At 61.9% G+C, this 22,874-nt stretch carries 22 protein-coding genes; 14 read left to right on the top strand and 8 right to left on the bottom strand.

Features of this window, described 5'->3' with window-relative positions; translation table 11 throughout:
* Positions 1-2: 2 nt before the first annotated feature.
* Complete coding sequence (gene tauA / locus U9R80_RS25950) at positions 3-980, bottom strand: taurine ABC transporter substrate-binding protein (RefSeq protein ID WP_301838679.1); 978 nt, start codon at positions 978-980, stop codon at positions 3-5.
* A gap of 448 nt (positions 981-1,428) precedes the next feature.
* On the opposite strand from tauA, the gene U9R80_RS25945 reads away from it, so the two are divergent.
* The 8 genes from U9R80_RS25945 to U9R80_RS25910 all read left to right on the top strand — a co-directional run bounded on the left by U9R80_RS25945 (position 1,429) and on the right by U9R80_RS25910 (position 9,396).
* Positions 1,429-2,757: an OprD family porin gene (locus tag U9R80_RS25945; protein WP_301838678.1), complete on the top strand. Its 1,329-nt coding sequence runs from the start codon at positions 1,429-1,431 to the stop codon at positions 2,755-2,757.
* Between the two features lie 159 nt (positions 2,758-2,916).
* Positions 2,917-3,555, top strand: coding sequence for a peroxiredoxin (locus U9R80_RS25940; RefSeq protein ID WP_301838677.1), 639 nt, complete (start codon positions 2,917-2,919; stop codon positions 3,553-3,555).
* A gap of 1,138 nt (positions 3,556-4,693) precedes the next feature.
* Positions 4,694-5,287, top strand: a complete 594-nt coding sequence (ssuE, locus tag U9R80_RS25935) for an NADPH-dependent FMN reductase (protein WP_301839847.1) — start codon at positions 4,694-4,696, stop codon at positions 5,285-5,287.
* Positions 5,288-5,374: 87 nt separating this feature from the next.
* Complete coding sequence (locus U9R80_RS25930; RefSeq protein WP_301839846.1) at positions 5,375-6,340, top strand: sulfonate ABC transporter substrate-binding protein; 966 nt, start codon at positions 5,375-5,377, stop codon at positions 6,338-6,340.
* 58 nt (positions 6,341-6,398) lie between these two features.
* Entirely contained in the window at positions 6,399-7,547 is a 1,149-nt protein-coding gene (gene ssuD, locus U9R80_RS25925) for an FMNH2-dependent alkanesulfonate monooxygenase (protein WP_028942319.1), read from the top strand.
* Between the two features lie 10 nt (positions 7,548-7,557).
* Positions 7,558-8,352, top strand: a complete 795-nt coding sequence (gene ssuC / locus U9R80_RS25920; RefSeq protein ID WP_301839845.1) for an aliphatic sulfonate ABC transporter permease SsuC — start codon at positions 7,558-7,560, stop codon at positions 8,350-8,352.
* Positions 8,349-9,161: an aliphatic sulfonates ABC transporter ATP-binding protein gene (gene ssuB, locus U9R80_RS25915; protein WP_301839844.1), complete on the top strand. Its 813-nt coding sequence runs from the start codon at positions 8,349-8,351 to the stop codon at positions 9,159-9,161. Before ssuC ends, ssuB begins: the two co-directional genes overlap by 4 nt.
* A gap of 19 nt (positions 9,162-9,180) precedes the next feature.
* A complete protein-coding gene (locus U9R80_RS25910; RefSeq protein ID WP_028942316.1) occupies positions 9,181-9,396 on the top strand; it encodes a TOBE domain-containing protein in 216 nt (71 codons plus the stop codon).
* Between the two features lie 24 nt (positions 9,397-9,420).
* On the opposite strand, the gene U9R80_RS25905 is transcribed toward U9R80_RS25910, so the two are convergent.
* From U9R80_RS25905 to U9R80_RS25890, 4 genes are all read right to left on the bottom strand, one after another.
* Complete coding sequence (locus U9R80_RS25905; protein ID WP_301839841.1) at positions 9,421-10,071, bottom strand: TetR/AcrR family transcriptional regulator; 651 nt, start codon at positions 10,069-10,071, stop codon at positions 9,421-9,423.
* Between the two features lies 1 nt (position 10,072).
* Positions 10,073-11,659, bottom strand: a complete 1,587-nt coding sequence (gene gshA, locus U9R80_RS25900) for a glutamate--cysteine ligase (RefSeq protein ID WP_301839838.1) — start codon at positions 11,657-11,659, stop codon at positions 10,073-10,075.
* Between the two features lie 153 nt (positions 11,660-11,812).
* A complete protein-coding gene (locus U9R80_RS25895) occupies positions 11,813-12,196 on the bottom strand; it encodes a PaaI family thioesterase (protein ID WP_301839837.1) in 384 nt (127 codons plus the stop codon).
* Complete coding sequence (locus U9R80_RS25890) at positions 12,196-14,514, bottom strand: Tex family protein (protein WP_301839836.1); 2,319 nt, start codon at positions 14,512-14,514, stop codon at positions 12,196-12,198. The genes U9R80_RS25895 and U9R80_RS25890 overlap by 1 nt, the downstream gene beginning before the upstream one ends.
* A gap of 242 nt (positions 14,515-14,756) precedes the next feature.
* Here U9R80_RS25890 and ompR point away from each other — a divergent pair, with 242 nt between their 5' ends.
* Together ompR and U9R80_RS25880 are read left to right on the top strand one after the other, a co-directional pair.
* Positions 14,757-15,497 carry an osmolarity response regulator transcription factor OmpR gene (gene ompR / locus U9R80_RS25885; RefSeq protein ID WP_028942311.1) on the top strand — a complete coding sequence of 247 codons (741 nt, stop codon included), beginning with the start codon at positions 14,757-14,759 and terminating at the stop codon, positions 15,495-15,497.
* A gap of 127 nt (positions 15,498-15,624) precedes the next feature.
* Complete coding sequence (locus U9R80_RS25880; protein ID WP_028942310.1) at positions 15,625-16,938, top strand: ATP-binding protein; 1,314 nt, start codon at positions 15,625-15,627, stop codon at positions 16,936-16,938.
* Here the strand turns inward: U9R80_RS25880 and rimK are convergent.
* Both rimK and rimB read right to left on the bottom strand, forming a co-directional pair.
* Positions 16,935-17,840, bottom strand: coding sequence for a 30S ribosomal protein S6--L-glutamate ligase (rimK, locus tag U9R80_RS25875; RefSeq protein ID WP_301839835.1), 906 nt, complete (start codon positions 17,838-17,840; stop codon positions 16,935-16,937). The two genes, U9R80_RS25880 and rimK, sit on opposite strands and share 4 nt — an antisense overlap.
* Positions 17,837-18,319, bottom strand: coding sequence for a retropepsin-like aspartic endopeptidase RimB (gene rimB, locus U9R80_RS25870; RefSeq protein WP_301839834.1), 483 nt, complete (start codon positions 18,317-18,319; stop codon positions 17,837-17,839). The genes rimK and rimB overlap by 4 nt, the downstream gene beginning before the upstream one ends.
* A 141-nt stretch (positions 18,320-18,460) precedes the next feature.
* On the opposite strand from rimB, the gene U9R80_RS25865 reads away from it, so the two are divergent.
* From U9R80_RS25865 to U9R80_RS25850, 4 genes are all read left to right on the top strand, one after another.
* Positions 18,461-18,859, top strand: a complete 399-nt coding sequence (locus U9R80_RS25865; RefSeq protein ID WP_301839832.1) for an RNA-binding S4 domain-containing protein — start codon at positions 18,461-18,463, stop codon at positions 18,857-18,859.
* Positions 18,860-18,974: 115 nt separating this feature from the next.
* The gene (gene hslO / locus U9R80_RS25860; protein ID WP_301839831.1) at positions 18,975-19,868 is read left to right on the top strand and encodes an Hsp33 family molecular chaperone HslO; all 894 of its coding nucleotides are present in this window, start codon (positions 18,975-18,977) and stop codon (positions 19,866-19,868) included.
* Positions 19,869-20,047: 179 nt separating this feature from the next.
* Positions 20,048-21,589 (top strand): phosphoenolpyruvate carboxykinase, encoded by a 1,542-nt coding sequence (locus tag U9R80_RS25855; protein ID WP_301839829.1) that lies wholly within the window; start codon positions 20,048-20,050, stop codon positions 21,587-21,589.
* A gap of 142 nt (positions 21,590-21,731) precedes the next feature.
* Complete coding sequence (locus U9R80_RS25850) at positions 21,732-22,160, top strand: acyl-CoA thioesterase (protein ID WP_301839828.1); 429 nt, start codon at positions 21,732-21,734, stop codon at positions 22,158-22,160.
* A gap of 25 nt (positions 22,161-22,185) precedes the next feature.
* On the opposite strand, the gene U9R80_RS25845 is transcribed toward U9R80_RS25850, so the two are convergent.
* The gene (locus tag U9R80_RS25845; protein ID WP_301839827.1) at positions 22,186-22,662 is read right to left on the bottom strand and encodes a glycine zipper domain-containing protein; all 477 of its coding nucleotides are present in this window, start codon (positions 22,660-22,662) and stop codon (positions 22,186-22,188) included.
* Positions 22,663-22,874: the final 212 nt, after the last annotated feature.

Genomic DNA, 22,874 nt, shown 5'->3' with positions numbered 1-22,874 from the left:
AATCAGTTGGGGATGAACTGGGCGCTGACATAGGGCGCGTAGTCCGGCAGGACCGCGTCGACTTTGCCCTGTGCCTTGAGGAAGGTGGCCGTGTCGGTAATGGCCTGGGTGGTCGGGGCGCCCAGTGCGGCGACCTGGTCGGCGGCCAGCGGGAACACGTTGCCTTGCAGCAGGCCCGGGATGTCGGCGGCCTTGGCGCCGGACAGCTTGACCAGCTTGTCGACGTTGCTCGGGTTGGCCAGCCAGGCTTGCGGGTCCTTGCGGTAGTCGGCGTAGGCGTCCAGGGTCACGGTGGCGAATGCCTTGACGATGTCCGGGTGCTTGGCCGCGAAGTCCTTGCGCACGATCCAGGCGTCGAAGGTCGGTGCGCCTTTCTTGGCCAGCTCGCCGGAGGTGATCAGCACCTTGCCGGTTTCCTTGGCGACACCCAGGGCGGGGTCCCATACGTAGGTGGCATCAATGTCGCCACGCTTCCAGGCGGCGATGATCGCTGGTGGCGCCAGGTTGAGGATCTGCACCTTGGCTGGGTCGATGTTCCACTGCTTGAGTGCGGCGAGCAGGCTGTAATGGCCGGTCGACACGAAAGGCACGGCGATCTTCTTGCCGATCAGGTCCTGTGGCGAGTTGATGTTGGCGCCGTCACGGGCCACCAGGGCTTCGGCAGCGCCGATCTGGGTAGCGATGAGGAAGGTTTCCACCGGCAGCTTGCGGGTTGCGGCGGCCGCCAGTGGGCTGGAGCCGAGATAACCGATCTGCACGTCGCCCGAGGCTACGGCCGTGATCACATCGGCGCCGCTGTCGAATTTGCGCCAGTCGATGCTGGCCTTGCTGGCTTTTTCATAGTCGCCGTTGACCTGGGCGACTTTGGCCGGATCAACGGTCGTCTGGTAGGCCACGGTCAGATCGGCCGCCTGGGCCAACCAGCTGGTGCCCGCCAGGGTCAAGGCGGCAAACAGGCGCAGTGGGGCATGCAGGGTCATGGTGAACTCCTTCTCAGGCGTTGGGGGTGCGAGAGAAGAAAGGCTAAATGATCTAAGAAAGTTAAAATAAATAACTTTTTAGAATTAGCTTAGGAGTCATTTGATTTAAGGTTGTTGGGGGCCGAAGGACGGGACCCAGAAGGTTAGGTCTAAAAAATTAGATCTTATAATCGGAAGGAATTAAAAGGGACACGAACGCAGCTGGCGGAGAAAATTTGGAGCATATTCCAGATTAGTCTGAAGAATTCTGAAATAAGGCTTTTTGGATTTATAGGATTGTTATTATCCTTGACCCAAGGGGCTGGTGCATTAGACCAAAGTAGTGAAATGAATAGTTACGATTGACTTGACGGTCACGCTTTGGTGCTAATCGCCAATCGACAACGAGCAGGACTTCAGATTCTGCCGTAAGCGAAACACAAGAATTAGAAAACGAGAGGAGCAAAACATGTACAAGTCGACCTTGGCAATTGCCGTGGCCGTAGGGGTTCTGGCCCAGCAGGCAGGTGCCGCCGGTTTCGTTGAAGACAGCAAGCTGTCGCTCAGCTCCCGCACCATGTACTTCAACAACGACAACCGTGATGGTGGCGCTGACAACCGTGAATCGGGTCAGGGCTTCAAAGTCGACTACATCTCGGGTTTCACCGAGGGTACCGTTGGTTTTGGTGTTGATGCACAAGCACTGTGGGGTATTCACCTGGATGGCGGCCGTGGCCACCACCCGGACAACAGCAGCTTCTTCCCAAGCGACACTGACGGTTCGGCCGAGAGCCAGTGGGCGCGTTTCGGTGCCAACGCCAAAGCGCGTTTCTCCAAGACTGAAGCTCACTTCGGTAGCGCCCTGGCGCCAAACCTGCCGATCCTGGTAGCCAACGACGGTCGTCTGCTGCCGCAAACGTTTGAAGGCGGCACCATCCAGTCCAAGGAAATCGACAGCCTGACCCTCAACGCCGGTCAGCTGACCCACGCCATGGGTCGTGCTTCGAGCAACCGTACCGGCCTGTCGGTTGCCGGTGCTACCCAGGACAGCAACAAGTTCCAGTTCGCCGGTGGCGACTGGAAGGTCACCAAAGACCTGACCCTGCAGTACTACTACTCGAACCTGGAAGACTTCTACAAACAGCACTTCCTGGGCCTGGTACACGTCCTGCCGATTGCTGAAGACCAGTCGTTCAAGACCGACATCCGCTACTTCGACAGCAGCAGCGATGGCAAGAACGGTGAAGCCGGCTACGCCTTCAACAACAACAGTGGCTATGCCAAGAACGCCGGCGAGGTCGACAACAAGACCTGGAGCGCCATGTTCACCTACTCCCTGGGTGGCCATGCCTTCCTGCTGGGTCACCAGCAGATCGGCGATGACGGTGGTTTCGTCTGGCTGAACCAGGGCAACGTGGTTGACGGCAACGGCCGCAACGAAGGCGCCGGTGGTTCGAGCTTCTACCTGTTCACCGATAGCATGATCAACCAGTTTGCCCGTGCCGGTGAGAACACCACCTTCGGTCAGTACTCCTATGACTTCGCCCGCCTGGGTGTTCCTGGTCTGAAGACCTCGATCTCCTACCTGCGTGGTGACGACATCCGTAGCCGCACCGGTGGCAGCGACTACAGCGAGTGGGAACGCGACGCCCGTGTCGACTACGTGATCCAGGAAGGCACCCTCAAGGGCCTGGGCGCCAGCCTGCGTCACGGTGTTTACCGTGGCGGCGGCAGCGAAGCCAGCCCCGATCAGGATCAGACCCGTCTGATCTTCAACTACACTTACAGCTTCATGTAAGTCCGGTTGAAACGAGAAGCCTCGCCTTAGTGCGAGGCTTTTTTTTGTCTGCGCATTGATAGATTTAAAGGTTATAAACAAATCGATATTTATTCTTTTTAATTTCTATTGCTTGCAGGCACAGTGAACCCATAACGAACTCAGCCAAGGAGCCGCACCATGAGCCTCAGACTCGGCGATATCGCCCCCGACTTTGAACAGGAATCCAGCGCCGGCAAGATCCGGTTCCATGAGTGGCTGGGCAACAGCTGGGGCGTGCTGTTTTCGCATCCGGCCGACTTCACCCCGGTATGCACCACCGAACTGGGCTTTACCGCCAAGCTCAAGGACCAGTTCGCCGAGCGCGGCGTCAAGGCGATTGCCCTGTCGGTAGACCCGGTGGACTCCCACCACCGCTGGATCGACGACATCAACGAAACCCAGAATACCGTGGTCAACTTCCCTATCCTGGCCGATGCCGATCGCAAGGTGTCGGACCTCTACGACTTGATCCACCCCAACGCCAGTGACACCCTGACAGTACGTTCCTTGTTCGTGATCGACCCGAACAAGAAGATCCGCCTGACCATTACCTACCCGGCCAGCACCGGCCGCAACTTCAACGAGATCCTGCGGGTGATCGACTCCTTGCAGCTGACCGACAACCACAAGGTCGCCACCCCGGCCAACTGGCAGGACGGTGACGAGGTGGTGATCGTGCCGTCGCTCAAGGATGAAGACGAAATCAAGCAACGCTTTCCGAAGGGCTACCGGGCGGTCAAACCGTACCTGCGTCTGACCCCGCAACCCAACCGCTGAATCCAATAGCAGGGATATTTGGGCCGTTTCGACGGCCCTTTTTTATGGTTCTTCACGGTTTTACGGGTTTGATGTTGTTTGTGGCTTTGTGGCTTTGTGGCTTGCGGCTTTTGTGAGCTTATCCATTTGCCACGGCGGCGCGGAGTCACCTTTGCGCCCTTACGGCGCCTTACTTTTTTTCAGTCGAAAAAAAAGTAAGCAAAAAATTCTCGCCCCACCAGGGGCCCTACGCTTCGCTACGGGTCCCCTCGCTACGGTGTCGCTACGGGGCATTGCGAGCTACGACTTGCTTCGCCAAGTCTACGCTTCGCAACTTCGGCCACGGCCGAAGGCGCTTCGCGCTAGCCCCTACACGACACCTCCGCACGGCCCTTCTGGTTAACGGGGCAGGTAGATCAAAAGCAAGAGCAAAAGCAAAAGAGCAAAAGCAAAAGAGCAAAAGCAAAAGAGCGGTGCTTACTGACTCACCTTGGTCCAAAAGCAAGAGCGCAGCGAATTGTGCTCTTGATCTTGATCCACCCGCCCCGTTAACCAGAAGGGCCGAGCGGAGGTGTCGTGGAGGGGTGAGTGCGAAGCACCTTCGGCGATAGCCGAAGTCGCGAGACGTAGAGTTGCTTGCAACTCGTAGGCCGCGATACCCCGTAGCGACGCCGGAGTGAGGGGACCCGTAGCGAAGCGTAGGGCCCCTGGTGGGGCGAGACCTTTGTGTTCCTTTGGGGCGTTTGCCAAAGGAACCCGCCGTAAGGGCGGAAGGGGCCAGTGGCGTCACCCTCCAAAATGGATAAGCACACCGTCACCGTCACCGTCACCGTCACCATCCAAGCCAAACTTTCCCGACAATCCGCGAAGAACCTGTTTTATGCCTGCCCTCCACCCGTACCCGCGCCCGTAGCTGTAGCCGCTGCCGACAGGCTGCGATCGACTGCAAAGCAGTCGCCATTCACTGTCCACGACCGCTTCGCGGCCGATCGCAGCCTGGCGGCAGCGGCTACGAAGGCAATATCTACATAGGTCTAAAACGAATAAACAAATGAAAAAATATGATTTATAGATATATGTATCTAGCTGTTAAGGTCACTCCACTCCAGCGAGAACATAACCTCGCGGCCCTCTAGAACACGATCAAGGAAGCGTTCCAATGCTGGTTGTTTCTCTCGGTGGTAGTCCCAGTCTGCGTTCACGCTCCGGCGTGCTGCTTGATCGCAGCCGCCAGTGGCTGCAAGAGCAGGGCGTGGAAGTGGTGACTTTCCAGGTGCGGGATTTTCCTGCCGAGGACCTGCTGCATGCCCGCTTCGACAGCCCGAAAGTGCAGCACTTTCTGCAGCTGGTCGAACAGGCCGACGGCCTGATCGTCGCCACCCCGGTGTACAAGGCTTCCTTTGCCGGTGCCCTCAAGACATTGCTCGACCTGCTGCCTGAACGCGCCTTGCGCCACAAGGTGGTATTGCCAATCGCCACCGGCGGCAGCATCGCTCATATGCTGGCGGTGGATTACGCCCTCAAGCCCGTCCTGTCGGCACTCAAGGCCGAAGAAACCCTGCAAGGGATCTTCGCCGACGACAGCCAGATCGTTTATGGCGAAGGCAGCGCCGCCGCGCAGTTGGCCCCGGCCCTGGAGCAACGGCTGAACGAATCGCTGGACCTGTTTCACAGTGCCCTGGCACGCCGGCCCAAGCCGGTCGCCCCCGGGGTGTTGAACGAACGCCTGCTCAGTGCTCGCTGGAGCATCTGACCCCCTTCAACTGCCTTACCCCACCTTACTCGCCCGCCAACGGGCAAGCAGGTGCAGCCTGAACCCCAACAGCAAAAGGAGAGCGCTATGCGCACTGTCATTTTGCGTCGTGGTCTGGTCGCTCTGTTTGCTGCGGCTGTGTCCTTCGGCGCCATCACTCAAGCTCAAGCTGAAAGCCTGCGTATCGGTTATCAAAAGTACGGCACCCTGGTGCTGCTCAAGGCCAAGGGCTCGCTGGAAAAGCGTCTGGCCGCCCAGGGCGTACAGGTTCAATGGACTGAATTTCCCGGCGGCCCACAGCTGCTGGAAGGCCTGAACGTAGGCTCCATCGACTTCGGCGTTACCGGCGAAACCCCGCCGGTGTTTGCCCAGGCCGCCGGTGCCGACCTGCTGTACGTGGCCTATGAGCCGCCGGCACCGCACAGCGAAGCGATCCTGGTACCCAAGGGTTCGTCCATCCAGTCGGTGAAGGAACTCAAGGGCAAGAAAGTTGCGCTGAACAAGGGCTCCAACGTGCACTACTTGTTGGTGCGCGCCCTTGAAGATGCCGGCCTCAAATACACCGACATCCAGCCGGTATTCCTGCCGCCTGCCGATGCCCGCGCCGCCTTCGAGCGCGGCAGTGTCGATGCCTGGGTCATCTGGGACCCGTACCAGGCCGCTGCCGAACAACAGCTGCAGGCACGCACGCTGCGTGACGGCAAAGGCATCGTCGATAACCATCAGTTCTACCTCGCCACCAAGCCCTACGCCCAGAAGCACCCTGAAGTGATCAATGCCCTGGTCGAGGAAGTGCGTGCCGTGGGCGAGTGGTCCAAGGCCAATCCCCAGGAGGTCACCGACCAGGTTGCGCCGCTGCTTGGCCTGCCTGCCGACATCACCCTCACCTCGGTCAAACGCCAAGGCTATGGCGCTCACTTCCTGACCCCGGATGTGGTCAGCGCCCAACAGAAAATCGCCGACACCTTCCACTCGCTCAAGCTGATTCCCAAGCCATTGAGCATCAAGGATGTGATCTGGACTCCCCCGGCCAAGGTTGCTACCGCGCCTTGACGATTCGCCCGTGCCGGGGCGCCGCCCCGGTTTGCGTTCCCCTTAGGAGACAACTCCAATGAGCCTCAATATTTTCTGGTTTCTTCCCACCCACGGCGACGGCCACTACCTGGGCACCGCCGAAGGTGCCCGGGCGGTCGATCATGGCTATCTGCAGCAGATCGCTCAGGCTGCCGACCGCCTGGGCTTTGGCGGTGTGCTGATTCCTACCGGCCGCTCGTGCGAGGACTCCTGGCTGGTTGCCGCGTCGCTGATTCCGGTGACCCAGCGCCTGAAGTTCCTGGTTGCCCTGCGCCCGGGCATCATCTCGCCCACGGTGGCGGCACGTCAGGCGGCGACCCTGGACCGGCTCTCGGGTGGCCGTGCGTTGTTCAACCTGGTCACCGGCGGCGACCCGGAAGAGCTCTCCGGCGATGGCCTGTTCCTCAGCCACGAAGAGCGCTACCAGGCCTCGGTGGAATTCACCCGTATCTGGCGGCGTGTGCTGGAAGGCGAAACCGTCGACTACGACGGCCAGCATATCCAGGTCAAAGGCGCCAAATTGCTTTACCCACCCATTCAGCAGCCGCGCCCGCCGTTGTACTTCGGTGGCTCCTCTGAGGCTGCCCAGGACCTGGCAGCCGAGCAGGTCGAGCTGTACCTGACCTGGGGTGAACCACCGGCTGCGGTTGCCGAGAAAATCGAGCAAGTGCGTGCCAAGGCCGCCAAGCAAGGCCGTACCGTACGCTTCGGTATTCGCCTGCATGTGATCGTGCGCGAAACCAATGCCGAAGCCTGGCAAGCCGCCGAGCGTCTGATCTCGCACCTGGACGACGACACCATTGCCCGCGCCCAGGCCTCGCTGGCGCGCTTCGACTCGGTGGGCCAGCAACGCATGGCCGCGCTGCATGGCGGCAACCGCGACAACCTGGAAGTCAGCCCCAACCTCTGGGCCGGTGTCGGCCTGGTGCGTGGCGGTGCCGGCACCGCGCTGGTGGGCGACGGGCCGACCGTGGCAGAGCGGGTCAAGGAGTACGCGGCACTGGGCATCGACACGTTCATCTTCTCCGGTTATCCACACCTTGAAGAGTCGTACCGGGTTGCCGAGCTGCTGTTCCCGCACCTGGACGTGGAGCGCCCGGAGCTGCCGAAAACCGGTGGCTACGTGAGCCCCTTCGGCGAGATGGTGGCCAACGACATCCTGCCCAAATCCACAGCACAGCGCTGAGGGTCTGGCCATGAGTCGAGCATCCACTCCCTGGCCGCAGCGCCTGGCGCCCTGGGCGCTGCCGCTGCTGCTGTTGGCGGTCTGGCAACTGGCGGTCAGCGCAGGCTGGCTGTCGACGCGCATCCTGCCGGCACCGAGCGCGGTACTCAGCGCCGGGGTCGAGCTGGTGCGCAGCGGCGAGATCTGGACGCACCTGGCAATCAGTGGCTGGCGTGCCGCCGTCGGGTTTCTGATCGGTGGCGCCATCGGCCTGGCACTGGGCTTTATCACCGGTCTGTCGAAGTGGGGCGAACGCCTGCTCGACAGCTCGGTGCAGATGATCCGCAACGTGCCGCACCTGGCGCTGATTCCGCTGGTGATCCTGTGGTTCGGTATCGATGAGTCGGCGAAGATTTTCCTGGTGGCCCTGGGCACCTTGTTCCCGATCTACCTGAACACCTACCACGGCATCCGCAACGTCGATCCGGCGCTGGTGGAAATGGCACGCAGCTATGGCTTGTCGGGCTTCGGGCTGTTTCGCCAGGTGATCCTGCCCGGCGCCTTGCCGTCGATCCTGGTAGGGGTGCGCTTTGCCCTGGGCTTCATGTGGCTGACCCTGATCGTTGCCGAAACCATTTCGGCCAACGCGGGCATCGGCTACCTGGCCATGAACGCCCGCGAGTTCCTGCAGACCGACGTCGTGGTCCTGGCCATCGTCCTGTATGCCGTGCTGGGCAAACTTGCCGACCTGGCGGCGCGAGGCCTTGAGCGGGTCTGGCTGCGCTGGCACCCGGCGTATCAACCGACCCGGGGAGAGGGCGCATGACCATCCTCAAGGAACCACCACAACGCCTGCTGCGCGGTATCCCGCTGGCGGCGAACAATTTGCAGAAAACCTTCGGCCAGCGCCAGGTACTGCGCGATATCGACCTGCACATTCCGGCCGGGCAATTCGTCGCCATCGTGGGCCGTAGCGGCTGTGGCAAGAGTACGTTGCTGCGCTTGCTGGCCGGGCTCGACCAGCCTTCCGGGGGCGAACTGCTGGCCGGCTCCGCACCCTTGAGCGAGGCGCGCGAAGACACCCGCCTGATGTTCCAGGAGGCGCGTTTGCTGCCCTGGAAGAAGGTGATCGACAACGTAGGCCTGGGGTTGTCCGGCAACTGGCGCCCCCAGGCGCTGGAGGCCCTGGAAGCGGTCGGCCTGGCCGAGCGCGCCAACGAATGGCCGGCCGCGCTCTCGGGCGGGCAGAAGCAGCGCGTGGCCCTGGCCCGGGCCCTGATCCACAAACCGCGGCTGTTGTTGCTCGACGAGCCGTTGGGGGCGCTGGACGCGTTGACCCGCATCGAGATGCAGCAACTGATTGAGCGGCTCTGGCGCCAGCATGGCTTTACCGTGCTGTTGGTGACCCACGATGTCAGCGAAGCGGTAGCGGTTGCTGACCGGGTGATTCTGATCGAAGACGGCGAAGTCGGCCTGGACCTGAATGTCGACCTGCCACGCCCACGGGCCCGCGGCTCACACCGCCTGGCGGCCCTGGAAACCGAAGTTCTCAACCGGGTTCTGGCGATTCCGGGCACACCGCCCGAGCCTGAACCCGTAGCACCCTTGCCGACGCAATTGCGTTGGGCCCTCTGACTTGTAAGGAACTCAGCAGATGACTATCAAAGCGATCAACGTGCGTAACCAGTTCAAAGGCACCGTAAAGGAAATCCTGGAAGGGCCGGTGCTGTCGGAAATCGATGTGCAGACCGCCTCGGGCATCGTCACCTCGGTGATCACTACCCGCTCGGTACGCGAGCTGGAACTGGCCATTGGCAGTGAGGTGATTGCCTTCGTGAAATCGACCGAGGTGTCGATAGCCAAGCTGTAATGCCATCGCGGGGCAAGCCCGCTCCTACGATGGGAGCTGGCTTGCCCCGCGATGTTTAGGCAGGAACGGCGGCAGGTACAGGCCCAGGTAAGCATCGAACACGCGCATTCCTTCCTCGGCCATGCGTGCTGTGATCTGCCCGTGCAGTTGCACTGAACGGGCATACACCCGATCCCCCAGCTCCATGGCCAGGGCGAACACATCGACATCTTCCGGCAGCGCCGGTAGCTGGAAATGCTGGGCGAACAGCTTGTGCATCAAGTCGCCCAGTTCGAGGTCGTGCTGACGGTCGGCCTGGGTCACTTCGCTCAGGCCATGCTGGGCGAGGATCAGCTGGCGTGCTGCGGCATCCTGGTTGTAGATGCTCAGCATGCGCTGCTCGATCAGGCGTGAAAGGTCGTGCCAGGTGTTCAGCGCGGCGCCATCGATAGGCGCCTGCAGGCACGCACGAAAGGCGCCATGCACGTCGGCGGTCAAGGCTTCGAGCAGGGCCGGGACGCTGGCGAAGAAGTGGTAGACCGACGACGGCGGAATCTGTGCCCGCTCGGCCACGCTGTAGATCGACAGGCTGGCCACGCCTTCGCTGGCCAGCAGCGTGCGCGCCGCCTCAAGAATCGAGTCGATCCGCGCCTGGCTGCGGGCGCGGGGTTTGCGGGGGGTGACAGTACGCGTCATGTCAGTTGCTGATCGCCAGGATGCTGGCCTGGTACGCGCTGACGAACAGGTCGAAGTCGGCCTTGTCCTCTTCACGCTCAAGCGTTGCCTGGGCCTCCAGGGAGGCGCGCGCTGCTGCCTCGAATCGCTGCTGTTCTTCTGCCGGCAACGCCTGGGCGCGGAAGAACTCGGCGTGGGCCTGGCTCTGGCGCAGGGCGAAGCGGCTGAAGCTTTCCTTGTGCTCGGTCATGCTCGCCAGCACTTGGGCCGACGGTGTCAGGGACGGGTCGCTGACCTTGGCTTTTTGCAACTGCAGGGCCTTGGCGTGTTCTTCGCCACCCTGGCTGCGGTCGAGCAGTTCGGCCAGCGGTGCAATGCGTTCGAGCAACTCGTCGGCCCATTGCTTGAGCTCGACCGGCTTGCCGTGGCGCTGCAGTTGCAGGCCAGGGCGGCGGCCTTCCTTGACCACACTGAGGAAGTTGCCTGTGCAGTTACCGCACTCCAGGTAGCCCAGCAGCGGGCTTTCTTCCAGGGCGCAGAACAGCAGGAAGGCATCGAGGAAGCGCGCTTCGGGCAGGTCGATACCGGTCGGCAGGAACGGGTTGATGTCCAGGCAACGCACTTCGACGTACTGGATGCCACGGGCCATCAGTGCCTGGATCGGCCGCTCACCGCTGTAGGTCACGCGCTTTGGACGAATGTTGGAGTAGTACTCGTTCTCGATCTGCAGGATGTTGGTGTTGAGCTGAACCCACTCGCCATCCTTGTGTGTGCCGATCTCGACATACGGTGCGTAAGGGGTTGCCACGGCCTTGCGCAGGCTGTCGGTGTAGCTGTTCAGGTCGTTGTAGCAGGGCGTGAGGCCGGCCTGGGCGTTGCTCTGGTAGCCCAGGTCGCTCATGCGCAGGCTGGTGGCGTAGGGCAGGTACAGGGTGTCGGCGTCGAACTGCTCGAGCTGGTGCGCCCGGCCACGCAGGAAGCCTGCATCCAGGGCTGGCGAGGCACCGAACAGGTACATCAGCAGCCAGCTGTAGCGACGGAAGTTGCGGATCAGGGCGATGTAGGCCGCCGACTGATAGTCGCGGTCATCGAGCTGGCTGTCTTCGGCGCCACGCAGCAGCGGCCAGAGTTGTTCCGGCAGCGAGAAGTTGTAGTGGATACCGGCGATGCACTGCATGGTGCGGCCGTAACGCAGGGCCAGGCCCTTGCGGTAGACGTACTTGAGCTGACCGATGTTGGAGGTGCCGTACCAGGCGATCGGAATGTCTTCCTCGGCCGGCAGCGGGCAGGGCATCGACGGGCTCCACAGGTACTCGGTGCCCAGCTGGGTGTAGGCGAAGCGGTGGATGTTCTCCAGGCTTTCGAGGGTTTGCGCAGGGTCGGCCAGGGCTGGGGTGATGAACTCCAGCAGCGACTCCGAATAGTCCGTGGTGATCTGCTCGTGGGTCAGCGCCGCCCCGAGGGTCTCGGGATGCGGGGTCTGGGCCAGGCGACCGTCGTTGGTCACACGCAGGCATTCGCGCTCGATGCCGTGCAGGCACTGCTTGAGCAGGGAAAGGTTGTCGCCTTGGCCGAGCAGGCTCAGGCGGCGGTTGAGAAGTTCGCTCAAGATGGATTCCTTCACACGTCAGTCGCCGCAATATGGGGGTAGAGATGACGGTCTACAAGGGTGGACAGAGGAACTGGCGTTGTCGCCTGGTGTTGGCTGGCTTCCGGCAGCGCCTGCGCTCTGCCGAAAGTATCGCAGTTTGGCCGTTTGCGGCTAGAGGACGACGAATGTCCCTTGCGCTTTTGCCACCAGCTTGTCGCCCTGAAGTACATCGGCGTCGACCACCAGTGTACGGCGCCCGGCATGCAGCACCCGGGCGATGCACAGCACTTCACCTTCGCCGACGGAGCGCAGGTAGTTGATCTTGCATTCCAGGGTCACGCTTTGCTGATCGAAGCCGTGCGAGCTTGAGCAGGCCAGGCCCATGGCGGTATCGACCAGGCTGAAGATCGCCCCGCCATGCAGCTTGCCGCCCCGGTTGCGCAGGTGCGGCTCCAGGGCCAGGGTCATCTCGGCAACGCCTGGTTCCAGGCGTTGCAGGTGACAGCCGAGCAGTTGGCTGAAGGCGCTGAGGGTAACCTCTTGCGGCAGCTCCATCATTTCTTCTTCAGCTGCTTGGCGTTGGCAAACAACGACGCCATGGCGTTGTTGGCCGGGGCCGGGGTTTCCTTGGCGCGTGCCGGGGCGTTCTGCTGGCGCGGTGCCGAGCCGGGACGGCTGCCACGGGCACCCTCGACTTTCTCGCCCGGGGTGTCGCTCATGCGCATCGACAGGCCGACGCGTTTGCGCGGGATGTCGATTTCCATGACCTTGACCTTGACCACGTCGCCAGCCTTGACCGCCTCACGCGGGTCCTTGATGAACTTCTCCGACAGCGCCGAGATGTGGACCAGGCCATCCTGGTGCACGCCGATGTCGACGAAGGCACCAAAGTTGGTGACGTTGGTGACCACGCCTTCAAGAATCATCCCCAGTTGCAGGTCCTTGAGGTCTTCGACGCCTTCCTGGAACTCGGCGGTCTTGAACTCGGGACGCGGGTCGCGGCCGGGCTTGTCCAGCTCCTGGAGGATGTCAGTGACGGTTGGCAGGCCGAAGGTTTCGTCGGTGAACTTCTTCGGGTCCAGGCGCTTGAGGAAACCGCTGTCGCCGATCAGCGAGCGGATGTCGCGGTCGGTTTCGGCGGCAATGCGCTGCACCAGCGGGTACGCCTCAGGGTGTACAGCCGACGCGTCCAGCGGGTTGTCGCCATTCATCACGCGCAGGAAGCCTGCGGCCTGTTCAAAGGTTTTCTCGCCCAGGCGGCTGACTTTCTTCAGGGCTGCGCGGGTCTTGAAGGCGCCGTTGGCATCACGGTGGGCAACGATGTTCTGCGCCAGGGTGCTGTTGAGGCCGGAGATGCGCGCCAGCAGTGCGACCGAGGCGGTGTTGACGTCAACGCCGACGGCGTTCACGCAGTCCTCGACCACGGCATCCAGACCGCGGGCCAGCTTGAGCTGGGAGACGTCATGCTGGTATTGGCCGACGCCGATGGATTTCGGATCGATCTTCACCAGCTCGGCCAGCGGGTCCTGCAGGCGACGGGCGATGGACACCGCGCCACGGATCGACACGTCCAGGTCCGGGAACTCGCGGGCCGCCAGTTCCGAGGCCGAGTACACCGATGCACCGGCTTCGGAGACCATGATCTTGGTCATCTTCAGGGCCGGATATTTTTTGATCAGCTCGGCAGCCAGCTTGTCGGTTTCGCGGCTGGCGGTACCGTTGCCGATGGCGATCAGTTCCACCGAGTGCTTGGCGCACAGGGCGGCGAGCACGGCGATGGTCTGGTCCCACTGGTTTTTCGGTACGTGCGGGTAGACGGTGGCGGTGTCGAGCAGCTTGCCGGTGGCATCCACCACCGCGACCTTGCAGCCGGTACGCAGGCCCGGGTCAAGGCCCAGGGTGGCGCGCGGGCCGGCCGGAGCGGCCAGCAGCAGGTCGTGCAGGTTGTGGGCGAAGACGTTGATCGCCTCGCCTTCGGCGTTGTCGCGCAGCTCGCCGAACAGGTCGGTTTCCAGGTGGCTGTAGAGTTTGACCTTCCAGGTCCAGCGCACCACTTCGGCCAGCCATTTGTCCGCAGGACGGTTCTGGTTCTGCAGGCCGAAACGCTCGGCGATCATCATTTCGCACGGGTGCAGGGTGCCGGGCAGCTCTTCGCCGACTTTCAGCGACGCCGACAGCACGCCTTCGTTGCGGCCACGGAAAATGGCCAGTGCGCGGTGCGACGGTACGCTCTTGAGCAGTTCGTCGTGCTCGAAGTAGTCGCGGAACTTGGCGCCTTCTTCCTCTTTGCCGGCGACCAGGCGGGCGCTGAGTACCGCTTCCTGCTTGAGGAAGCTGCGCAGTTTGTCGAGCAGACTGGCGTCTTCGGCGAAGCGCTCCATGAGGATGTACTTGGCGCCTTCGAGGGCAGCCTTGACGTCGGCCACGCCTTTGTCGGCATCGACAAAGCGGGTGGCTTCGGCTTCAGGGCTCAGATGCGGGTCGTTCAACAGGCCGTCGGCCAGCTCGCCCAGGCCGGCTTCCAGGGCGATCTGGCCCTTGGTGCGGCGCTTTTGCTTGTAGGGCAGGTAGAGGTCTTCGAGGCGGGTCTTGGTGTCGGCCAGCTTGATTTCGCGAGCCAGTTCAGGGGTCAGCTTGCCTTGCTCTTCGATGCTGGCCAGGATGCTGGCGCGGCGATCGTCCAGTTCGCGCAGGTAACGCAGGCGTTCTTCCAGATGGCGCAGTTGGGTGTCGTCCAGGCTGCCGGTCACTTCTTTACGGTAACGGGCGATAAAAGGCACTGTCGAGCCTTCATCAAGCAGGGCCACGGCCGCTTCGACCTGTTGCGGGCGGACACCGAGTTCCTCGGCGATGCGGCTGTTGATGCTGTCCATAAAACCACCTGACATATTGTGAATACAAAGGCCGCGGGCGGGCGCCTGAGGGCGCTGAAAGTCAATGCGGCGCTGTCCGAAAGCGGCGCATTATACCCAGTGCGCCGGGGTTGCGGTGATGGCAGGGCGCCAGTTGCCGGCCGGGCAAAACTGGCACAAGGGGAAAAATCTGCTAACAATGCACACGGCACGGCCAATGGCGGCTAAGCCATAATGCGTGCCGAGATTAAAGGAGCTACCCCATGAGCAGCACTGCACAAACCGCTGAAGGCGAAAAAATCCTCATCGTCGACGACGACCCGGGCTTGAGCAGCCTGCTGGAGCGTTTCTTTACCAGCAAGGGCTACCGCGCTCGCGCAGTACCCAATACCGAACAGATGGACCGCCTGCTGGCCCGTGAGGTCTTCAACCTGGTGGTACTCGACCTGATGCTGCCAGGCGAAGACGGCCTGACCGCCTGCCGCCGGTTGCGCGCCGCCAACAACCAGATCCCGATCATCATGCTCACCGCCAAGGGCGACGAGCTGAGCCGCATCAAGGGCCTGGAGCTGGGCGCTGACGACTACCTGGCCAAGCCGTTCAACCCCGACGAGCTGATGGCTCGGGTCAAGGCCGTCTTGCGCCGCCAGGCACCGACCGTGCCGGGAGCACCGGGCAGCGAAGACGAAACCGTGACCTTCGGTGATTACGAGCTGTCGCTGGCCACCCGCGAGCTCAAGCGTGGCGAAGAAGTACACATGCTCACCACCGGCGAGTTCGCCGTGCTCAAGGCCCTGGTGATGCATGCCCGCGAGCCGCTGACCCGCGACAAGCTGATGAACCTGGCCCGTGGCCGCGAATGGGACGCCCTGGAGCGCTCCATCGACGTGCAGATTTCCCGCCTGCGCCGCATGATCGAGCCCGATCCATCGAAGCCACGCTATATTCAGACGGTATGGGGTGTCGGTTACGTCTTCGTACCGGATGGCAATGCCAGCAAGTGATGTTTCGTTTGTAGGCATCAGTCATGACGAACAGGGTAGTCCTTTGGGTTGCCCTGTTTTTGTGTGTGCTGAAGCCTGCAAAGCCTGCGAGCCCTGCTCGTTTCCGCAAAGTGTGTAGTCGCTGTCGATGAAAACGCCTCTCTGGTTCCCGCAAAGCTTCTTCGCCCGCACCCTCTGGCTGGTGCTTATCGTCGTGCTGTTTTCCAAGGCCCTGACCCTGGTCTACCTGCTGATGAACGAGGACGTGCTGGTCGATCGACAGTACAGCCACGGCGTCGCCTTGACCCTGCGCGCCTATTGGGCGGCCGACGAGTCTGACCGGGACAAGATTGCCGAAGCGGCCGGCTTGATCAGGGTGGTTGGTTCTGGCGTGCCCGAGGGCGAGCAGCATTGGCCTTACAGCGAGATCTATCAGCGTCAGATGCAGGCCGAACTGGGCGCCGACACTGAAGTGCGCCTGCGCATCCATGCGCCACCGGCGCTGTGGGTCAGGGCGCCAAGTCTGGGTGATGGCTGGTTGAAGGTTCCGCTGTACCCCCACCCGCTGCGCGGCCAGAAGATCTGGAGCGTGCTGGGCTGGTTCCTGGCCATTGGCTTGTTGTCCACGGCCTCGGCCTGGATCTTCGTGCGCCAGCTCAATCAGCCCCTCAAACGCCTGGTGTTCGCCGCCCGGCAACTGGGGCAGGGGCGTAGTGTCAGGCTGCCGATCAGTGACACCCCGAGCGAGATGACCGAGGTTTACCGCGCCTTCAACCAGATGGCCGAAGATGTCGAGCAAGCCGGGCGTGAACGGGAGCTGATGCTGGCGGGGGTTTCCCATGACCTGCGCACACCGTTGACCCGATTGCGCCTGTCGTTGTCACTGCTGGCCAACGAGAGCGACCTGACTGACGACATGGTGCGCGATATCGAAGACATGGACGCCATCCTCGATCAGTTCCTGGCCTTCATCCGCGACGGACGAGACGAACCGGTGGAGCAGGTCGACCTGAGCGACTTGGTACGCGAGGTGGTAGCACCGTTCAATCAGCCTGAAGAACGGGTACGGCTGTGCCTTGAGCCGATTCCACCCTTTCCGCTGCGGCGGGTGTCACTCAAGCGGTTGCTGAACAACCTGATCGGCAATGCGCTGTATCACGCTGGCAAGGGGGTCGAGGTGGCGGCCTACGTGTCGGGCGACAGCAGTGCGCCCTACGTCGTGCTCAGTGTGCTGGACAGGGGGGCGGGCATCGACCCGAACGAGCTGGAGGGCATCTTCAACCCGTTCATTCGTGGTGACCGTGCCCGCAGCGGCAAGGGCACCGGCCTGGGCCTGGCGATCGTCAAACGCATTGCCGCCCAGCATGGCGGCAATGTCGAGTTGCGTAATCGTTCCGGCGGCGGGCTTGAGGCCCGGGTGCGCTTGCCGCTGGGCCTGCTGCTGCCGCGCGACGCGGTCTAGCCCTTGCCCTTGGTGCGGGTCAGGTTTGGCCCGCCGTTCTTTTCCAGGTGTTCGATGATCATCCCGGCAACGTCCTTGCCGGTGGTCACTTCGATGCCTTCAAGACCTGGTGAAGAGTTCACCTCCATCACCAGCGGGCCGTGATTGGAGCGCAGGATATCCACCCCGGCCACACTCAAGCCCATGACCTTCGCCGCGCGAATGGCGGTCATGCGCTCTTCCGGGGTGATCTTGATCAGGCTGGCGCTGCCGCCACGATGCAGGTTGGAGCGGAACTCGCCGGGCTTGGCCTGGCGCTTCATCGAGGCAATGACCTTGTCGCCGACCACAAAGCAGCGGATATCGGCGCCACCGGCTTCCTTGATGTATTCCTGAACCATGATGTTCTGCTTCAGGCCCATGAACGCCTCGATCACCGATTCGGCAGCCTTGGTGGTTTCGCACAGCACCACGCCGATGCCCTGGGTGCCTTCGAGCACCTTGATCACCAGGGGGGCACCATTGACCATCTGGATCAGGTCGGGGATGTCGTCCGGGGAATGGGCGAAGCCCGTCACCGGCAGGCCAATACCGCGTCGTGACAGCAGCTGCAGCGAGCGCAGCTTGTCGCGGGAGCGGGCAATGGCCACCGACTCGTTCAGCGGGAACACGCCCATCATCTCGAACTGGCGCAATACCGCGCAGCCGTAGAAGGTCACCGAGGCACCAATGCGCGGGATCACCGCGTCGAAACCCTCCAGCGGCTTGCCGCGGTAGTGGATCTGCGGCTTGTGGCTGGCGATGTTCATGTAGGCGCGCAGGGTATCGATCACAACCATCTCATGGCCTCGTTCGGTACCGGCTTCTACCAGGCGACGAGTGGAATACAGACGCGGGTTTCGCGACAGCACGGCGATCTTCATGCAACACCTGTGGAGGGGGAAATAGTGGCCGGGAATGCCGGCTTGTCCTGAACGTATTTGAGACCCGGATTGACCACCAACTGGCCATGGATCAGGGCTTTGGAACCGAGCAGCAGGCGATAGCGCATGGCTTTGCGGCAGGCCAGGGTGAACTCGACCTCCCAGACCCGGTCACCCAGCGCCAGGGGCGTGCGGATCACATAGCGGGTCTGGGCGTGGCCGTTGGAGCTTTTGATGGTCTTCATGGTTACCAGTGGTGCTTCGCAGCGACGGTGGCGCAACTGCACGACCGAGCCCAGGTGAGCGTTGAAACGCACCCACTGCTCGCCATTGCGCTCGAAAGGTTCGACTTCGGTGGCGTGCAGGCTCGAGGTGCTGGCCCCGGTGTCGATCTTGGCGCGCAGGCCCGCCAAACCGAGGTCGGGCAAGGCTACCCACTCGCGCAGGCCAATCACAGTCAAATGATCAAATGTCTTCAAAATGCTCAACCAGCGTAGGAAATCGTCAGGCCGGAACCGGCGTGTGCGACAGTTCGGTGAACTGTAAGCACGCGGCGGTTTTTTTGCATCCGCCAGTTACGGTAGTACAGTTCCGTTAAGGAAAATCAATGGGGAAATGTCATGGCACAAAAGCCGGAAGAGGACGACAAGGTCCGCCTGGACAAGTGGTTATGGGCAGCGCGTTTCTACAAGACCCGCGCGCTGGCCAAGGCGGCCATCGAGAGTGGCAAGGTGCACTGTCGCGGGGAGCGTTGCAAGCCGGGCAAGGAGCCGCGGGTGGGCGACGAGTTCGTGCTGCGTACCGGCTTCGATGAGCGCACGGTGGTGGTCAAGGCGCTGTCCATCGTGCGCCGCGGTGCGCCCGAGGCACAGGCACTCTATGAAGAGACCCAGCAGAGTATCGACAAGCGCGAACAGGCGGCTGCGCAGCGCAAAGCCGGGGCCCTGGGCGTGAGCACCGACGGCCGGCCGACCAAGAAACAGCGGCGTCAGTTTCACCAGTTTCACGACAGCCAGTAGGGGCGCCATTCGTCGCACGCGGGCAACCGGGGGGGAGCAAACGGTGTCCTTGCTTGGAACAGGGGGCAATTGCCCATAAAATACGCCCATCCTTCTCTTCAGAAAGCCAGCATTCATGTCTGATACCGATTACACCCAACGCTTCATCTTCGACGAGCGCGACGTGCGCGGTGAGCTCGTTGCACTGGAGCACAGCTACGCCGAAGTCCTGGCCAAGCACGACTACCCGCTGCCGGTCCAGCAACTGCTGGGCGAGTTCATGGCGGCGGCAGCGCTGTTGGTCGGCACCTTGAAGTTCGATGGCTTGCTGATCCTGCAGGCCCGTTCCGAAGGCCCGGTGCCGCTGCTGATGATCGAGTGCTCCAGCGAGCGTGATATTCGCGGCCTGGCCCGCTACAACGCCGAAGACATCAGCGAGGGCGCGACCCTGGCTGACCTGATGCCAAGCGGTGTGCTGGCCATGACCGTTGACCCGACCCAGGGCCAGCGCTATCAGGGCATCGTCGACCTGGACGGCGAAACGCTTTCGGAGTGTTTCACCAACTACTTCGTCATGTCCCAGCAGGTAAACACCAAGTTCTGGCTGAACGCCGATGGTCAGCACGCGCGTGGCCTGTTGCTGCAACAACTGCCCACCGACCGCGAGAAAGACGAGGAAGAGCGCGCCGCCAGCTGGCAACACGTCACGGCCCTGGCCAGCACCCTGACAGCCGAAGAGCTGTTGGGCCTGAACAACGAGACTGTTCTTCATCGCCTTTACCATGAAGAGGCTGTGCGCCTGTTCGATATCCAGCCACTGCGTTTCCGTTGCAGTTGCTCGCGAGAGCGCTCCGGCAATGCCCTGGTCAGCCTCGGCCTGGAAGACGCCAAGCAACTGGCGGCAGAGCATGGCGGCAGCGTTGAAGTCGATTGCCAGTTCTGTAACCAGAGCTACAAGTTCGACGCGGCGGACATCGAGCAATTGTTCGCGGGTGGCGGTGTAGACACGCCCTCAGATACTCGGCACTAAAACGTTTCATCACAGGTAAATCTCCTGTCGAACGCCGTAAACCGGGTGTTCTGACAGGAGGGCCCTACTTTTTTTGGGCGTTTCTGGCATAATCCGGCCACTTTTTTCGCTGTAGTAGTTTTCAAAGCTCTACTACAAAACGTTTGGAGCACTCGGCCTCAGGCCGGATGGGGAATCTCATGACGCAAGCCAACAACACCGTCTACACCGACCTGAGCGTCGATGAGCTGGTAAAAGAAGCGCTGAACCGCGGTGAAGGCGAGCTGGCCGATACTGGCGCCCTGGTCGTGAAAACCGGTCACCGTACCGGTCGTTCGCCGGTCGACCGTTTCATCGTCGAAGAGCCGTCCACTCAGGACGCCATCGCCTGGGGCCCGATCAACCGCAAGTTCCCGGCCGACAAGTTCGATGCCCTGTGGGACCGCGTCCAGGCGTTCAACAACGCCCAAGAGCATTTCGTCTCCCATGTTCACGTAGGTGCGGCCACCGAGCACTACCTGCCAGTGAAGATGACCACCCAGACTGCCTGGCAGAACCTGTTCGGCCGTTGCCTGTTCATCAACCCTCAGCAGTACAACCCTGCTGGCCGTGATGAGTGGCAAGTGCTGAACGTTGCCAACTTCGAGTGCGTGCCTGAGCGTGACGGCACCAACTCCGACGGTTGCGTGATCATCAACTTCGCCCAGAAGAAAGTACTGATCGCTGGCATGCGTTACGCCGGTGAAATGAAGAAAGCCATGTTCTCGGTGCAGAACTTCCTGCTGCCAGCTGCCGACGTGCTGCCAATGCACTGCGCTGCCAACATCGGCGAAGAAGGCGACGTGACCCTGTTCTTCGGTCTGTCGGGCACCGGTAAAACCACCCTGTCGGCCGATGAAAGCCGTTACCTGATCGGTGACGACGAGCACGGTTGGGGCGAAGGCGTCGTGTTCAACATCGAAGGCGGTTGCTATGCCAAGTGCATCGACCTGTCCGAGAAGAACGAGCCAGTCATCTGGAAAGCCATCAAGCACGGTGCTGTTCTTGAAAACGTCGTTCTGGACGGTGACAAGAAAGCTGACTACGCCGATGGCAGCCTGACCCAGAACAGCCGTGCCGCCTACCCGCTGGAGCACGTCGAGAAGCGTTCCGAGAAGAACCTCGGTGGCGAGCCTAACGCTGTCATCTTCCTGACCTGCGACCTGACCGGCGTATTGCCGCCAGTCTCGATCCTCAGCGAAGAACAAGCGGCCTACCACTTCCTGTCGGGTTACACCGCTCTGGTCGGTTCCACCGAAATGGGTTCGGGCAGCGGCATCAAGTCGACCTTCTCCACCTGCTTCGGCGCACCGTTCTTCCCGCGTCCGGCTGGCGAGTACGCTGAACTGCTGATCAAGCGTATCCGTGGTTTCGGCTCCAAGGTCTACCTGGTCAACACCGGCTGGACCGGCGGTGGCTACGGCGTCGGCAAGCGCTTCAACATCCCGACCACCCGTGCCGTTATCGCAGCCATCCAGAGCGGCGCTCTGGTCGGTGCCGAGACCGAGCACCTGGACATCATCAACCTGGACGTGCCAAAAGCCGTTGCCGGTGTTGAAACTGTCCTGCTCAACCCACGCAACACCTGGGCTGACCAAGCCGCCTACGATGAAGCAGCCAAGGGCCTGGCCAACCTGTTCATCGAGAACTTCAAGAAGTTCGACGTTTCCGACGCCATCAAGGCTGCTGGCCCACAGCTGTAAGCTGAAGCCCGCGTGAAACGAAAAAGCCGCCCCCAGGGGCGGCTTTTTGCTTTGCAGGAGCGGGCTTGCCCCGCGATAGCGGTATCTCAGACGCACCGCTATCGCGGGGCAAGCCCGCTGATCTCAATGACGAGGAGCCGTCATGTCCGAATCCCCCCAACGCCACGACTACCCCCATCTGCAACCCATCCTCACGCGCTGGCAAGACAGCGACCTCAACGGCTTTATCGCCGGCGCCACGGTGTATGCCTATTTCGATACGACGATTCAGGGGTTCTTGCAGCAGCACGCCGGCCTGGATCTTCAGGACGGTGAGGTGATGGGGTTCGTGGTCAGCTCGGCAGCGGATTTTTTTGCGTTGCCAGCGTTTCCCGACACCCTCGAAGTGGGCCTGCGCGTTGCGCGTCTTGCCGGCAGTTCGGTGGAGTATCAGGTGGCGTTGTTCAAGGCAGGAGAGGTGCAGGCCTGTGCGGCGGGGAAGGTGGTGCAGGTGTTCGTCGAACGCGCCTCGGGACGCCCTGTAGCGCTACCTGAAGGGCTTCAGGCAGCGCTGGTACGTCTTCAAGGCTAAGGCACATATTCAGCCGAAGGCGCCCTTAGCGGTGGCGCCAGTGCTTCTTGTGCTTGCGGTGGCCGTAGTGGTGGCCACGGTCGTGGTAGTGACGACGGTCGTCATAGCCACGGTTGCGGTAGCGGCGATCGTCTTCTTCGTCCGCCTTGTTGCCCATGTAGTTACCCAGGGCACCACCGGCACCACCACCTGCGGCTGCACCGATGTAGCTACCGGAGGTGCCGCCTACGCTGCGGCCCACCACGTTGCCGCCGGCTGCGCCCAGGGCGCCACCGATGGCGGCTTCACCACGGCTGCGTTTGTCGGCGCCGACGGCACTGCCTGCCGCGCCGCCCAGACCCGCACCGATCGCCGAGCCGGTGCTGCCGCCGATCGACTGACCGACCACCGAACCCAGTACCCCACCCAATGCGCCGCCAATACCGGCTTCGGTGGTGCCACCTGCCGAGGCAACGCCACTGAGCAGGCCGAGAGACAACAACAGTATCGAGGAGTACTTCATCAAGAGAGCCTCATAGGGATGACGAGGCGATCCTGAGGCTGGCGAGGGGGGGCTGGCAACGGAAATCCGACGAGTAACACGAGTTGTACACAATTCGCTAAGTTACTGTTTTGACTATGAAACTTTCTTGGTTTTTGGCTGTCTGAGCTTACTTGAGACAAGGCCCCGGCATCGCTGCCAGGGCCTTTTTTTGTGTCTGAAGTACAGCCAGT

Origin of the sequence: Pseudomonas sp. JQ170C, from assembly GCF_035581345.1 — a bacterium.
Lineage (GTDB): Bacteria > Pseudomonadota > Gammaproteobacteria > Pseudomonadales > Pseudomonadaceae > Aquipseudomonas.
This window is presented reverse-complemented; position numbering and strand designations above follow the sequence as displayed.